Raw genomic sequence first — 13,523 nt, 5'->3', positions numbered from 1 at the left:
GTTGCTTATTCCTCTTCTTGGCAGCCTAGCCAGCCTTCACGCCCAGGGAATGGTGCCCTCACCACACGCCCTTTTGGCAATGAATTCAAATCGTCTGGCAGTAATTCACTCAATGTACAGAATTGGATATCTTCTTGTGTAATTCGTTCCAATAATTGTGAAAATTGTTCCGATTTAGACATCCCTTCCACTTCAGTGTGAATAGTATAAACTGGAATGCCTTGATCTTCTTTAATTGCTTGAAGAATAAAATCATTAAATGCCTCATCACTCACGACTGTTCCCACAACTTCATCGTAAGTCGGCAGTGTTACAGGAATTTGAACTGTCCCTAATGAGCCATCCGCTAAAATTGGCCTAAATGGATATTTACCACGGCAATCACTGTTGTAGTCAAAGTTAAACGTTTGTTTAACTTCCAATACGCGCTCATCGCCTCGCCAACCAGCTACGGCTGAACAAGTCACACGATGCCCAATAGCTTGCTCCAATGCATCAACACCTAGCTTAACCTGCTCAGTCAGTTGCGGTTTGCTCCATTTCGCAACCTTAGCCTGCCAGCCTTGATGATCCCATGCATGTAAGCCAACTTCATGGCCAGCATCCAAGGTTTGTTTCATCAAGTAACCTAAATCCTTAGCAATTTTTTTACCCGGCCATGCTGTGCCCGCTAATAAGATATCTAACCCATAAAGGGATGCTGCATTAGACCTAAGCATTTTCCACAGAAATTTAGGACGCAAAAGGCGCCATAAATGGCGCCCCATGTTATCGGGTCCTACGCTGAAGAAAAAGCTGGCCTGAATATTATGCTCTTTGAGCACTTTGAGTAACTGTGGAACCCCTTTTAATGTACCTTGGTAGGTATCCACATCAATTCTCAAGCCAACTTTTTTCATTAGTCTTTATTACCTAACTCTTCAACAGCACCTTGTAAGAAGAAATCTAATGTTTCTTCAATGGTATCTTTCATATCGATAGTTGGAACCCAGTCCAGTAAACGACGTGCGTTTTCAACACTTGGTTTACGGTGTTCAACGTCTTGATACCCTTGGCCATAATAGCTGCTGCTTTCGATTTCACGGAAACCTGCAAATGGAGGGAATTTTCCACGTTGTGGGTGTTTTTCGAAGCTTTCCAGCAACATTTCCGCTAATTCACGAATACTGGCTTCATTCGTTGGGTTACCGATATTGATGATTTGGCCGTCACACTTACCATCTTTATTTTCGATAATACGGAACAGTGCTTCAATACCGTCTTTAATATCTGTAAAACAGCGTTTTTGTGCACCACCATCAACCAGTTTAATCGGAGAACCTTCAACCAAGTTCAAGATCAACTGTGTAATTGCACGAGAACTACCAATACGCGCAGAGTTCAAGCTATCTAAACGTGGTCCCATCCAGTTAAATGGACGGAATAAGGTGAACTTCAGACCTTCTTTTGCACCGTATGCCCAAATCACTCGGTCAAGTAATTGTTTAGATACTGAGTAAATCCAACGTTGTTTATTGATTGGTCCTACGATCAGGCGTGATTCATCTTCATCAAACTCTTTATCATCACACATACCATAAACTTCAGAAGTTGATGGGAAAATGATGCGTTTGTTGTATTTCACACAGTAACGTACAACTTTTAAGTTTTCTTCGAAGTCTAACTCGAAAACACGCAGTGGGTTACGGGTATATTCGATTGGCGTCGCGATCGCAACCAAAGGCAGAATAACGTCACATTTTTTGATGTGATATTCAATCCATTCTGTATGGATGCTAACGTCACCTTCAATAAAGTGGAAACGTGGGTTACCAATAAAACGTTCAATTGCGGAAGAACCGATATCCATACCATAGATATCGTAATTACCGTCTTTTAACAGGCGCTCAGTCAAGTGGTTACCGATAAAGCCGTTAACACCAAGGATCAGAACACGTGTACGACGTTTTACTTGTGCCGTTGGTTTTGCACCAACACGAACATCTGTCACGATACCCATTTCGTTAGCAAGGCGGCTACCTTGCATATATAAACCCGTCTCACTTTGGCCGCTAATCACTTCGATAGCACCTTGACCACAAGCGATACGCAGTGGGTCACTCGAAAGTACCGTACCTGCTGGTTTACCTTGGTTATCATCTAAAACGCGTGCGCGCCAAATAACCATTTTGCGTGCACCTAAATAGGTAAACGCACCTGGGTAAGGTTCAGTCACTGCACGAATCAAGCAATTAACGTCTTTTGCACTGTCGTTCCAATTAATCAAACCATCTTCAGCGGTACGGCGACCAAAGTACGTTGCTTGACTTTCGTCTTGTGCAACGGCTTTGTAGCTACCAGCTTCGATTAATGGCAGTGTTTTATCCAGCAAAACTTCCGCCGCTTCACGGACTTTTGCATGTAAAGTTAGGCTAGTGTCTGTATCGGTAATAACCACTTTTTCTTGAGCAATGATATCGCCAGCGTCGGCTTTAGCTACCATTTTATGTAAGGTTACACCTGTTTCGCTTTCGCCTTTTAATAATGCCCAATTAATAGGCGCACGACCGCGATATTTAGGGAGTAATGAACCATGTAGATTAAACGCACCTTTAGGCGCGATAGCTAACAGCTCTTCACTCAACATATCACGATAGTAGAAGGAGAAAATCACATCAGGTTTCATTTCGCGAATACGTTCAATCCACAATGGGTGATTAACGTTTTCAGGCGCAAAAACAGGAAGCTCCATGTCAGCACTTAAACGCGCAACAGAGGAGTAAAAGTGGTTTTCATTTGGGTCATCAGTGTGGGTAAACACTGCTTGGATATCAAAACCTGCTTTTTCAAGCGCTTTTAGCCCTACGCAGCCAATATCATGATAGGCAAAAACAATAGCTTTCATTAGTCTTCTTCCTGATTTTTGTCGGATTTCGCATCTGCTCCAACGACTTTTTGAATAAAATAACGGGGTCTCGCGCGCACATCATTGTAGATCCTACCAATGTATTCGCCCAATAAACCCATGGCAACAAACTGTGCACCAATAAACATAAAGAGTACTGCAAACAGCGTGAATACGCCATCTGCGGCCCACTCTGCGCCAAAAATTAAACGCAATGCAATTAACAATACCGCTAATAAAAAACCGCCAGCGGCGATAATACTACCGACAACACTCAATAAACGCAGTGGTGCCGTAGTCAGGCATGTTAATAAGTCATACATTAAATTAATCAGCTTCATAAAGCTGTATTTAGAATCACCAAACTCGCGTTCTGCATGCGCTACATCAATTTCAATGGTTCTACGTGCAAATGTATTTGCTAAAATAGGAATAAATGTACTTCTTTCATGACATTGCAACATAGCTTGAATAATATGACGGCGATACGCACGTAACATACAGCCATAGTCACCCATAGAGCGGCCTGTTGCTTTGGTGATCATCGCATTAATCATTTTAGACGCTGTTTTGCGAAACCAAGAATCTTGGCGATTCGCACGGCGTGTACCAACTACATCATAACCTTGCATCGCAGTTTGCACTAAACGAGGGATTTCCTCTGGCGGGTTTTGCAAATCCGCATCCAAAGTAATGACTAAATCGCCATCCGCTTGGTTAAAACCGGCCATAATAGCAGAATGCTGACCATAATTACGGTTTAAAATAATTGCAATAACATGGTTTTCTGGATTTTCCGCTGCTTCTGTAAGCATTTGCGCTGAACGGTCGCTACTACCATCATCAACTAAAATTAATTCATAAGATTGAGTTAATTGTTTACATGACTTGATAGTACGTTCTAGCAATTGCGGTAAGCTCTGCTCTTCATTATAGACAGGGATTACCACTGAGACTTTTTTTATCTCATCAAATTCATCTGCGTGTGACACTATTTTGACTCCAAAAGAACTGCTTCTACAGCTTTGACAACCCGCTCAACATCTGCATCTGTCATATCAGGGAATAATGGTAGCGAACATAATGTCGCACTATTCCATGTTGATTCAGGTAAGGTTAATTCAGGATATTTTTCACGATAATATTTTTGTGTGTGGGCAGCACGAAAATGTAGCCCTGTACCAATATCGTGCTCTTTCAATTTTTCCATGAAAGTATCACGGTCAATACCGCATTGTTTTTTATCAACACGCACCATGAATAAATGATTAGCATGTAAATGTGGGTAATCAGGTACGGTAAGCATCTGTAATGGGGATTTTTTTAGCAATTCACGATAACGCGCCGTCAGTTCAGCACGACGCTGGTTTAACTGCTCGACACGAGATAATTGCACAACCGCTATTGCAGCATGGATATCAGACAAATTATATTTAAAACCAGGTTCAACAACCTCTGCTTGCGGCTTACGGCCTTGCATTTGTCTATCAAACGCATCAACGCCTAGACCGTGAAACTTAAGCGTACGTACACGCTGAGCGAGCTTGTCATCATCTGTTGCGACTAATCCCCCTTCCGCACAGGTGACATTTTTGATGGCATGAAAAGAGAAAATAGACGTTCCCTTTTCGCCAATCCACTCATCTTTATAACGAGTACCCACGGCATGTGCTGCATCTTCAATTAAAGCTACACCGGCTTTTTGAGCAATCAAACGCAATGCGTCAAGATCACAAGGAGCCCCCGCATAATGAACTGGGATAATGGCCTTTGTTTTTTCTGTTAACGCTTTTTCTACGGCATCAGGTTGGATCATTAATGTGTCACGATCAACATCAATCATCACAGGGGTTGCACCAAGCAATTCAATCATGTTAATCGTAGAAACCCATGTTTGTGATGGTGTAATAATTTCATCACCAGGGCCAATACCTAATGCCATTAAGACAACATGCATCCCCGCTGTTGCAGAAGAAAGTGCAATCGCATGCTTACAGCCATAACGCTTACAAAAATCTTCTTCTAATTGATGATTCTGTGGGCCTGTAGTTATCCAGCCTGAACGCAGAACTTTTTCAACTGCCTTGACCTCTTCATCACCGATTGCCGGTTTTGAAAATGGTAAGAAATTGCTCATATTGTTTATAGCCTAGTTTTCATTGTGAATAGAATATTCTAGTTAATTATACTTTAACCGAACCTCAACACCTGCAAACATTGCGGGATTATCATGCAAAAATAAGTGATAAAAACACCTTATTGCTTATCCGTTAAATTTATAACCTGCCACACCCGGTGAGATGCACTGTGGCTTAACTTAATTTCAGACATAAATATGTCAGATAAATTTTTTTCTGTCATTATACATTCTGGTTTCCCTACTGCGACTAACTGTCCTTGTTTTATCATCCAAATACAAGATGCATTTTTATACGAATGGCTAAGATCATGACCACTCATTATAACGGTTCCTAAGCAATCACAAAAATATTTAATCCATTTATCAAGCATTGCTTGCTGAATAATATCTAAATTATTGGTCGGCTCATCCAATAATATAAATTTCCCCTCGCATTGCTGTTTATCCCAGACCTGCAAAAATGCTGCTACAATTCGGACTCTTTGCCATTCACCACCCGAGAGTTGGTTAATAGGTTTACTTAATAATGATGTTAGTTGAAAATCGCTACATAAACGCTCAAAAACACCAGCAGAAAACACTGTGTTAGGTGAAAACAGGCCAACATATTGAAAAACTTTGAGTATTGGAATGTAACTAACTAATTGTGAAAGATAAGCACGTTGTTGGCTCAATTGAGCAATATGATATTGCCGTATACTTCGCCCACCAATTAAAATATCGCCACCTACAGGCAAATAACCGCTTATCGCAGCTAATAATGTACTTTTCCCGGCCCCATTGGCACCCAATATATGAATTTGTTCACCAGCTAGCACTTGAGCTGAAACATTGACCAAGCGTGTATCGATGGTAATATTTTTAATATCAATAATTAATTTATTTTCCATCATTTTTACCGCCATTGTTGGTGACGGATTAACAAGAAAATAAATATCGGTGCCCCTAAGGTTGCCGTAATAACACCAATGGGAACTTCCGCATTGGCGATTAATAACCGAGACAGAATATCTGCTGTTAATAACCCTAATGCCCCTGCCACTGCAGAACCAACCAATAATACGCGGTTATCTGTTAAACCACTTAATCTCAATATATGAGGAATAACTAAGCCAATAAAGCTAATCGCCCCCGCAATAGCAACGCTGAGGCCAATTAATACACCACTAATAATAATCAATATAACGCGCCATTTATGGATTGATATACCTAATTGATAAGCTTGTACTGTACCTAATGAAAGGTAATTCAGTATATTTCCTTGGAAAAGCACCCAAATTAAAAATGGCAAGCAACCAATAACAAGACCAAATTGTCGCCAATCAACCCCACTAAAACTCCCCATCATCCAATAGAGTAACTGTCGTAAATCAAGGTTGCTGCTCATATATACCATCCATGTCATACAAGCACCACTAATCACGCCTAGAGCAACACCAACAAGCAATAAACTTGAATTACTCAAGTTCTTACGGCGAGCAAAATAGAGCAATATGGAGGTAAACAATAGTGCTCCTATAATTGCGCTAATACTTAATAGCCAATAGTGCGTCACGCCTGAAGACAATAATACAGCCAGCACCACAGCAACACCTGCACCGTTACTTACCCCCAATAAGCCAGGCTCGGCCAAGGGGTTTTCAAATAAGGCTTGCATGATAGCCCCTGTGACTGCAAGAGCTGCGCCAATAACAATCACCGCAAGTGTGCGGGGAAAACGAATTTGTCCCACGAACATGTGTCCTGCATCACTCATCCATCGTGTTGGTGGTAACCACACTTCACCTGCACACAGAGAAAGTAGCACAGCAGTAATCAGCAAAGCGCTCAATAGAGTAATTAGCTTTAAGTCGGAACATCGCTGTTGATGATGCAAATTTTCAAGTTGCTGATCCATTGAATTTTTTCTTATTTTTCATTAAGTCAGGAAATTATAGCTTTTTATGTAAGCAAAGCGATAACAATAATCTTATGCTCCTGCATAATTTAACGACCTCATTAAAAGGAAATTATATGAATACTAAATCAAATACAAATCTCCATCCTAGGCTTAAATCGTTTAACCTACAACCAGCCCAACCAATAGAGACTGTATATAGCGAAAGAAAGGGGGTTTTTGCGTCCATAAAGAAAATAATAAATAGCTGCAAAAGTTTCTTTGGTTTCGTCTCAAATCACAATTTCGAACCTATAAATGTAGAAAATGTAAAGTTCAGAGCATTGACAGAACAAGAAAAATTAGTAAACAGTATTATTTCTGATGCCGTTAGCAGAAACGCACTCTCGCCACATGAAGTCTCTCTGTTAGAAACAAAACTACCTAGTGTACAAACACTAGTTAAAATTCTAATTGAAAAAAATAACGCCCTATCAACGGAAGGAATTTTTCGAATTCCAGGTCAAGAAACAGCCATGCAATTTATAAAAGATAATATTAATAAATCAAATTTAGCTGATTTAGATATTTGTAGCTTAGCAGGGGCGTTAAAATCTTTATGCTCTGAAGTAAATAGTAATTTTCCCTCAGAAGAAAATAGAATCAGTTTGCTCATGAATCAACATCACGAAGACTACCTCAATCTGTTGAAAGTTAAAGTAGGAGAAATATTCACAGAAAAATCAGAAAATTACAATGCGTTACTGGATTCAATTGAAAAGTTAGAATTTAACACTTTCACTCAACAAAGAGCACAGATATTCGAACAAGAAGTTTCAAAAGCAGAAGATTTAGGTGGATGTAACGAACATACTAGAAAACTAATTCGCTATCTTTTCGATGAGATCACAGAAAATTCTAGTCAATGGAAAGTTTCGGTATTAAAGCACAGCGAAGTAATGAAATCGCCCTTAGCTCAAACACTAGCCCCTCTAATTGCTGGGATAGTAAAAAACTCAGACAAAAATAAAATGTCTGCACATAATCTCGCTATTGCAGCAAAAGCTCTACTCATACCTGCAAATACCTTTTCAAAGAACACTAAACCAGAAGACATAATTTTAAGAGAAAATATGTCTGCCCATTATTTTGAAGCTATTGCTACTTATATGGCTAATAAATACTAATTCTACACTTTTAGTAAAAACAAAGACCGCCTAGGCGGTCTTTTTTCATATCAAACGATATAATTACTCTTTCGGAGTTGCTTTTTCTACACGGCTTTTTAATTTTTGGCCTGGGCGGAAGGTAACAACACGGCGGGCAGTAATTGGAATATCTTCCCCAGTTTTAGGGTTACGTCCGGGACGTTGATTTTTATCACGTAAATCAAAGTTACCGAATCCAGATAATTTTACTTGCTCACCATTTTCTAAGGAAAGGCGAACCTCTTCAAAGAAAGTTTCGACAAGGTCTTTAGCATCACGTTTGCTAACACCCAGTTTTTCAAACAAATTTTCTGACATTTCAGCTTTAGTAAGCGCCATAGGTTTAGTCCCTCAAGGAGGCTTGGAATCGCTGTTTTAACGCAGCAATACACAGATCAACGGTAGCAGTGATCTCTTCTTCTTCCATAGTACGCTGGGTATCTTGGAAGACAAGACTGATAGCAAGGCTCTTATAGCCATCCGCTATTCCTTCACCACAGTACACATCAAATAAGTTTATGCCAACTATATGATTTATGCCAACTTTTTTACACTCTGCTAAAACTTCAGCAGCAGCCACATCTTCTGGCACGACAACAGCGATGTCACGGCGGTTCGATGGATAGCGCGAAATCGCCTTAGCTTCAGGGATGACACGTTGTGCTATCGCATCACTACGAACCTCAAACACCACCGTACGACCATTTAAATCGAGTTTGCGTTCTAATTCTGGGTGAACTACACCAATAAAGCCAATGTGTTCATTTTCCAGATAAATCCCAGCACTTTGACCTGGATGCAATGCAGGATGTGCCTCAGATTTAAATGTAATTTGATTTAGTTTCCCAGTCAATTCAAAAACAGCTTCAAGATCACCTTTTAAGTCAAAGAAGTCAACAACTTGTTTATCTAATGACCAATGTTCTTCAAATCTGTTACCTGTAATGACCCCTGCCAACATAGGTTCTTGGCGAATTCCATATTCTGCTTGATTATCAGGAATAAAGCGCAGACCTGTCTCAAATAAACGAATTCTATTTTGTTGACGATTTTGATTATAGACAACCGTTCCTAATAAACCAGTCAGTAACGATAAACGCATCGCTGACATATCAACAGAAATAGGGTTAGGTAAAAGCAACGCGTCTTGTTGTGGGTGCAGTAAAGCTTGAACTTTAGGGTCAACAAAACTATAAGTGATTGCTTCTTGGTAACCACGGTCAACTAACATTGCTTTAATACGTTTTAAAGGTAAGTTAGCTTCTTTGTGGTTAGTCATGGTCAAATCAGCACGTAATGGCACATCAGGGATGCTGTTATAACCATATACACGAGCAACTTCTTCCACTAAGTCTTCTTCGATTTGCATATCGAAGCGCCAACTTGGGGCGACAACATCCCATGTATTAGCAGAAACCGTGACTTTGCACCCTAAACGCGTCAAAATATCAGTAACTAACTCATCTTCAATAAAGTGACCAATCAAACGGTCTAATTTATTGCGTGTCAGTTTAATATTTGCGGCTTTTGGTAAATGCTGTTCACTGGTTACATCAATAATTTCACCGACTTCACCACCACAAATCTCAACAATTAGCGCAGTAGCACGTTCAATCGCTTTAAACTGTAATTGAGGGTCAACACCACGCTCAAAACGGTGAGATGCATCAGTGTGCAAACCGTAATTACGTGCACGACCTGTGATCGATAATGGGTCGAAGAATGCACACTCTAATAAAATATTTTTGGTTTCCGTATTAACACCTGAGTGTTCACCGCCAAAAATACCTGCAATCCCCAGTGCTTTTGATTCATCAGCAATCACTAATGTGTCTGATTTTAACGTTGCTTCACTGCCATCAAGGAGAACTAGTTTCTCCCCTTCTTTTGCCATGCGAGCAACAATAGCCCCATCTAAACGGTCTAGATCATAAGCGTGTTGAGGCTGACCCAATTCTAATAAGACGTAGTTGGTAATATCCACAACCGCGTCAATAGAACGGACGCCACCACGACGCAACTTTTCTTTCATCCACATTGGCGTTGGCGCTGACACATCAATATTTTTGATCACACGACCTAAGAAACGTGGGCAGGCATTAGGTGCTTCTACTCGAATTGGGAAAGTATCTTTTGTGGTCACAGATACTGTATTAATAGCAGGCTCATTTAGCGCTAATTTATTAATAACAGCGACATCACGTGCAACCCCAAGAATACTTAAGCAATCTGCACGGTTAGGTGTAATGCTGATTTCAATCGCATTATCATCAAGCTTTAGATATTCACGAATATCGGTACCGATAGTGGCATCCTGCGGCAATTCAATAATTCCGCTGTGGTCATCAGAAATACCCAGTTCAGAATAAGAACACAGCATACCTTCAGAAGGTTCGCCACGTAGTTTTGCCGCTTTAATTTTAAAATCACCCGGTAATACCGCACCAACCGTTGCAACAGCAACTTTTAGGCCTTGACGGCAGTTTGGTGCACCACAGACGATATCTAATAAACGCTCACCGCCTACGTTAACTTTTGTAACGCGCAGTTTGTCTGCATTTGGGTGTTGACCACACTCAACCACTTCACCAACAACAACGCCGTGAAATTGGCCAGCAACTGCATCTACACCATCAACTTCCAAACCCGCCATCGTGATTTGGTCGGATAATGCTTCACTACTGATCGCCGGGTTTACCCATTCGCGTAACCATAGTTCACTGAATTTCATGAGATAACCCCGCCTTATTTAAACTGTTTGAGGAAACGAAGATCATTTTCGAAGAATGCACGTAGGTCAGAAACACCGTAGCGTAGCATTGTTAAGCGCTCCATCCCCATACCAAAGGCAAATCCAGAGTAGACTTCAGGGTCAATACCTACATTGCGCAATACATTTGGATGCACCATTCCGCAGCCTAATACTTCTAACCATTTACCATTTTTACCCATAACATCAACTTCCGCTGAAGGTTCGGTGAATGGGAAATATGATGGTCTGAAACGTACTTGAACTTCCTCTTCAAAGAAGTTATTCAAGAAATCATGCAATGTGCCTTTTAGATTGGTAAAGCTGATATCTTTATCAACAATCAGGCCTTCTGTTTGATGGAACATTGGTGTATGCGTTTGGTCGTAATCATTACGATATACACGACCAGGAGCAATGATACGAATCGGTGGTTGTTGGCCATTCATTGTACGGATTTGTACACCCGATGTTTGCGTACGCAGTAAGCGTTTTGCATCAAACCAAAAAGTATCATGGTCAGCACGCGCGGGATGGTGAGCAGGTATATTTAACGCATCAAAGTTATGATAGTCATCTTCGATTTCTGGACCAGTTTCAACAGAGAAACCTAATTCGCCAAAAAACTCTTCAATTCGCTGAATTGTACGGGTCACTGGGTGTAACCCACCATTTTCCATACGACGCCCAGGTAATGACACATCAATTTTTTCTGATACTAGACGTGCATTAAGAATTTCAGCTTGCATCGCGTCCTTACGGGCGTTCAGTGCATCTTGAACCTGTACTTTAGCTTCATTTATCACAGCCCCTGCTGCTGGACGTTCCTCAGCAGGCAGATCACGCAACGTTTTCATCTGTAGTGTGAAATGGCCGCTCTTGCCTAAATATTCAACACGCACTGATTCCAACGTAGCAACATCTTGGGCCTGTTCAATGGCTGCTTTTGCCTGTGCAACCAACTCAGCGAGATGTGGCATTGTTTCCCCTTTATGACCACTTGGTCTTTTTGCTAGTTATTCACTATATATATTAAGCTTCACATTCTATTTGGTAATGAATGAATACTTAACTGATTTTACTGTACTTAATCTAAAACTAGAAATGAAAAAGCCTCCCTAAGGAGGCTTTAGCGTAACTTTTCATTTCTTTTTTCTATTTACGCGAAAAAGCCCCCGAAATTCAGGTGCTAAAGTAAAAAAAGAAACGAAAAATCACAGAATGCATGAAGTAAACTCTCAATAACTAACTGTATCTAAAGTATTAACACAAATAGCTATAAATGAAAAGAGGAAGTTTCCCTCCTCTTTCCAAGCAAACAATTAAGCTAAAGCGCCTTTCGCTTTTTCAACTAAAGCAGTGAATGCTGCTTTATCGAAAACTGCGATGTCTGCTAAGATCTTACGGTCGATTTCAATTGAAGCTTTTTTCAAGCCATTGATGAAGCGGCTGTAAGACAGGCCGTTCTGACGAGCCGCAGCGTTGATACGTGCGATCCACAGTTGACGGAACTGACGTTTACGTTGACGGCGGTCACGGTAAGCGTATTGACCAGCTTTGATTACCGCTTGAAATGCTACGCGGTAAACACGTGAACGTGCACCATAGTAACCTTTCGCTTGCTTCAGAATTTTTTTGTGACGTGCACGGGCGATTACACCACGTTTTGCGCGAGCCATAAGCTATCTCCTATCGTCTTTATCTTATATTAACTAAATTGTTTACTTATGCGTAAGGCAGGCAAGCAACTACCAGACCCAGATCGCCCTTAGATACCATTCCTTTCGGACGTAAATGGCGTTTACGCTTAGTTGACTTTTTAGTCAGGATGTGACGAAGGTTTGCATGCTTACGCTTAAAGCCACCGCCTGCAGTTTTTTTAAAGCGCTTTGCTGCGCCACGTACAGTTTTAATCTTTGGCATTTCTTTTATTTCCAACTTCGCATTGTGATTAACTACGAATTAATTAGGCGAATAACATCTATATTGCTATAAACGAGTATTACTTGCAGGCCTAATTATTTCTTCTTCGGTGCCAGCACCATGATCATCTGACGCCCTTCAATTCTTGAAGGGAAAGACTCCACGGATGCCAGTTCTTCCAGATCAGCTTTGATGCGGTTAAGCATTTCCAGACCGATCTGCTGGTGAGCCATTTCACGACCGCGAAAACGCAGTGTAACTTTAGCTTTATCACCATCTTCCAGAAAGCGAGTCAGGTTGCGTAGTTTGACCTGATAATCACCTTCATCTGTACCAGGGCGGAATTTAATTTCCTTCACCTGAACAACTTTTTGTTTCTTTTTTTGCTCTTTTTGAGATTTGCTCTTCTCATAAAGGAATTTGCCGTAATCCATGATACGACAAACTGGCGGTTCAGCATTTGGGCTGATTTCTACTAGGTCTACACCTGCTTCTTCAGCTTTTTCAAGCGCTTCGCGTGCGCTCATGATGCCTAACTGTTCACCGTCTAAACCCGTTAAACGGACCTCTGGAACACGAATTTCATCATTGATACGATTTGGACGTGTTGTTGGGATTCTTTTTCCGCCTTTAATACTTCATTCCTCCAATTGGATAAAGAGATTTGCTTCTCTCAAGCAAATACACTCGTCACTCAATAGTTACTACTTGACGCGTGTACGATATTCTTTGTTTGTCTTTAT

General features: G+C 40.8%; 14 protein-coding genes and 1 other annotated feature. Of the genes, 1 reads left to right on the top strand and 13 read right to left on the bottom strand.

Translation table 11 applies throughout. The annotated features are described in order from the left end of the window. Positions 1–5: 5 nt before the first annotated feature. The 6 genes from arnD to btuC form a co-directional block, all read right to left on the bottom strand. Positions 6–899 (bottom strand): 4-deoxy-4-formamido-L-arabinose-phosphoundecaprenol deformylase, encoded by an 894-nt coding sequence (gene arnD / locus PSE83_RS01435; RefSeq protein ID WP_004263737.1) that lies wholly within the window; start codon positions 897–899, stop codon positions 6–8. After that, on the bottom strand, positions 899–2,884 hold the full coding sequence (gene arnA / locus PSE83_RS01430; RefSeq protein WP_140170576.1) for a bifunctional UDP-4-amino-4-deoxy-L-arabinose formyltransferase/UDP-glucuronic acid oxidase ArnA: 1,986 nt from the start codon (positions 2,882–2,884) through the stop codon (positions 899–901). Before arnA ends, arnD begins: the two co-directional genes overlap by 1 nt. Beyond that, complete coding sequence (gene arnC / locus PSE83_RS01425) at positions 2,884–3,876, bottom strand: undecaprenyl-phosphate 4-deoxy-4-formamido-L-arabinose transferase (protein ID WP_004263733.1); 993 nt, start codon at positions 3,874–3,876, stop codon at positions 2,884–2,886. The genes arnA and arnC overlap by 1 nt, the downstream gene beginning before the upstream one ends. Next, entirely contained in the window at positions 3,876–5,021 is a 1,146-nt protein-coding gene (arnB, locus tag PSE83_RS01420) for a UDP-4-amino-4-deoxy-L-arabinose aminotransferase (protein WP_136134753.1), read from the bottom strand. Before arnB ends, arnC begins: the two co-directional genes overlap by 1 nt. A 119-nt stretch (positions 5,022–5,140) precedes the next feature. Continuing rightward, complete coding sequence (locus tag PSE83_RS01415; RefSeq protein ID WP_232806354.1) at positions 5,141–5,914, bottom strand: vitamin B12 ABC transporter ATP-binding protein BtuD; 774 nt, start codon at positions 5,912–5,914, stop codon at positions 5,141–5,143. 5 nt (positions 5,915–5,919) lie between these two features. Then, entirely contained in the window at positions 5,920–6,921 is a 1,002-nt protein-coding gene (gene btuC, locus PSE83_RS01410) for a vitamin B12 ABC transporter permease BtuC (RefSeq protein WP_164565337.1), read from the bottom strand. Between the two features lie 116 nt (positions 6,922–7,037). On the opposite strand from btuC, the gene PSE83_RS01405 reads away from it, so the two are divergent. Next, positions 7,038–8,087, top strand: coding sequence for a RhoGAP domain-containing protein (locus tag PSE83_RS01405; RefSeq protein ID WP_036958661.1), 1,050 nt, complete (start codon positions 7,038–7,040; stop codon positions 8,085–8,087). Between the two features lie 63 nt (positions 8,088–8,150). Here PSE83_RS01405 and ihfA read toward each other — a convergent pair whose 3' ends face one another. The 7 genes from ihfA to infC all read right to left on the bottom strand — a co-directional run bounded on the left by ihfA (position 8,151) and on the right by infC (position 13,415). Then, a complete protein-coding gene (gene ihfA, locus PSE83_RS01400; RefSeq protein ID WP_004263721.1) occupies positions 8,151–8,447 on the bottom strand; it encodes an integration host factor subunit alpha in 297 nt (98 codons plus the stop codon). Between the two features lie 4 nt (positions 8,448–8,451). Next, complete coding sequence (gene pheT, locus PSE83_RS01395; RefSeq protein WP_272660602.1) at positions 8,452–10,839, bottom strand: phenylalanine--tRNA ligase subunit beta; 2,388 nt, start codon at positions 10,837–10,839, stop codon at positions 8,452–8,454. 14 nt (positions 10,840–10,853) lie between these two features. Beyond that, on the bottom strand, positions 10,854–11,837 hold the full coding sequence (pheS, locus tag PSE83_RS01390; protein ID WP_004263717.1) for a phenylalanine--tRNA ligase subunit alpha: 984 nt from the start codon (positions 11,835–11,837) through the stop codon (positions 10,854–10,856). A 123-nt stretch (positions 11,838–11,960) separates the two neighbouring features. Then, positions 11,961–12,090: a sequence feature (Phe leader region), on the bottom strand. Next, on the bottom strand, positions 12,040–12,084 hold the full coding sequence (gene pheM, locus PSE83_RS20395) for a pheST operon leader peptide PheM (RefSeq protein ID WP_136134757.1): 45 nt from the start codon (positions 12,082–12,084) through the stop codon (positions 12,040–12,042). Its footprint overlaps the feature before it by 45 nt. Positions 12,091–12,179: 89 nt before the next feature. After that, a complete protein-coding gene (gene rplT / locus PSE83_RS01385) occupies positions 12,180–12,536 on the bottom strand; it encodes a 50S ribosomal protein L20 (protein WP_004263714.1) in 357 nt (118 codons plus the stop codon). Positions 12,537–12,582: 46 nt separating this feature from the next. Continuing rightward, entirely contained in the window at positions 12,583–12,780 is a 198-nt protein-coding gene (gene rpmI, locus PSE83_RS01380; protein ID WP_004263702.1) for a 50S ribosomal protein L35, read from the bottom strand. 95 nt (positions 12,781–12,875) lie between these two features. Next, a complete protein-coding gene (gene infC, locus PSE83_RS01375; protein ID WP_071524539.1) occupies positions 12,876–13,415 on the bottom strand; it encodes a translation initiation factor IF-3 in 540 nt (179 codons plus the stop codon). Positions 13,416–13,523: the final 108 nt, after the last annotated feature.

Origin of the sequence: Providencia sp. PROV150 (assembly GCF_028481025.1) — a bacterium.
Taxonomy (GTDB): domain Bacteria; phylum Pseudomonadota; class Gammaproteobacteria; order Enterobacterales; family Enterobacteriaceae; genus Providencia; species Providencia hangzhouensis.
The sequence above is the reverse complement of the archived record's forward strand: the minus strand, read 5'-3'. Positions and strand labels throughout refer to the sequence as shown.

Bases quoted from the DNA above. Each gene is read 5' to 3' on its own strand.
- arnD (WP_004263737.1), bottom strand. From the start codon at position 899: ATGAAAAAAGTTGGCTTGAGAATTGATGTGGATACCTACCAAGGTACA.
- arnA (WP_140170576.1), bottom strand. From the start codon at position 2,884: ATGAAAGCTATTGTTTTTGCCTATCATGATATTGGCTGCGTAGGGCTA.
- arnB (WP_136134753.1), bottom strand. From the start codon at position 5,021: ATGAGCAATTTCTTACCATTTTCAAAACCGGCAATCGGTGATGAAGAG.
- PSE83_RS01415 (WP_232806354.1), bottom strand. From the start codon at position 5,914: ATGGAAAATAAATTAATTATTGATATTAAAAATATTACCATCGATACA.
- btuC (WP_164565337.1), bottom strand. From the start codon at position 6,921: ATGGATCAGCAACTTGAAAATTTGCATCATCAACAGCGATGTTCCGAC.
- PSE83_RS01405 (WP_036958661.1), top strand. From the start codon at position 7,038: ATGAATACTAAATCAAATACAAATCTCCATCCTAGGCTTAAATCGTTT.
- ihfA (WP_004263721.1), bottom strand. From the start codon at position 8,447: ATGGCGCTTACTAAAGCTGAAATGTCAGAAAATTTGTTTGAAAAACTG.
- pheT (WP_272660602.1), bottom strand. From the start codon at position 10,839: ATGAAATTCAGTGAACTATGGTTACGCGAATGGGTAAACCCGGCGATC.
- pheS (WP_004263717.1), bottom strand. From the start codon at position 11,837: ATGCCACATCTCGCTGAGTTGGTTGCACAGGCAAAAGCAGCCATTGAA.
- rplT (WP_004263714.1), bottom strand. From the start codon at position 12,536: ATGGCTCGCGCAAAACGTGGTGTAATCGCCCGTGCACGTCACAAAAAA.
- rpmI (WP_004263702.1), bottom strand. From the start codon at position 12,780: ATGCCAAAGATTAAAACTGTACGTGGCGCAGCAAAGCGCTTTAAAAAA.